Source organism: Oleiphilus sp. HI0125, assembly GCF_001635355.1.
In genome coordinates this window covers 1-694 of the sequence record NZ_LWGF01001219.1, presented here as the reverse complement: position 1 = coordinate 694, position 694 = coordinate 1, and the positions used below count along the sequence as shown (strand labels likewise).

General features: G+C 45.0%; 2 protein-coding genes. Both read left to right on the top strand.

Annotation, left to right across the window (positions count from 1 at the left end; genetic code table 11):
• On the top strand, nt 1-268 hold a 268-nt coding region (locus A3762_RS21205; RefSeq protein WP_304439314.1), incomplete at its 5' end, for an undecaprenyl-diphosphate phosphatase.
• A 49-nt stretch (nt 269-317) separates the two neighbouring features.
• On the top strand, nt 318-620 hold the full coding sequence (locus tag A3762_RS21200) for a hypothetical protein (protein WP_068755831.1): 303 nt from the start codon (nt 318-320) through the stop codon (nt 618-620).
• Nucleotides 621-694 lie beyond the last annotated feature (74 nt).

The window sequence follows — 694 nt, the reverse complement described above, 5'->3', positions numbered from 1 at the left end:
AACGCGTGATGCTGCTGCTCGTTTTTCATTCTTGCTCTCTGTCCCATTGATTGCTGCAGCTGGATTGCTGAAGACTAAAGAGTTGTTAGAAACAGGGCATGATGCCCAATTGCAGTTGATTGCTTTTGCAACCTTTGTTTCTTTTATAAGTGCTTATCTGTGTATTCATTTCTTCTTAAAGTTGCTAGAGAAGATAGGGTTTTTGCCTTTTGTTATCTATCGTCTGGCCTTGGGATTTGTTCTTTTTGTACTAGTATTTGTCGCCTAGTGTGTTTTTGCATTACACTTCAGCAACCTCAATAAATATGTGATATTCGATGCAAGTCGGCAACCCTTCAATTAATCTTACGTCGCTGCAGCCTGGTGCCACTGAAAAGAGGCAAGACCAAAAGCAAGCCCAACAGGTGTTAGAAGCGCCTATGGCCGATGCGCGCGTCGTCGCATCCCCAGAAGTATTGCGTGAAGCCGAGTTGAGACAAGTAGAGCGTTTAGAGCAGTTGCAACGAAGCGAAAATCTCACAGGGCGTAACAAACAAGCGCTACAGGAATACTTCGCAACAGAGCAGGCCGGACAGTCATATCAGGGCGGCGAATTGCTCGGTATTGATATCTACGTTTAATTTGTATGCTGTCTACAAACTCTTCTGTGCCAGCCTTAGCGGTTGGAGTTTCTGATCACACTTCTCCGTTTGCA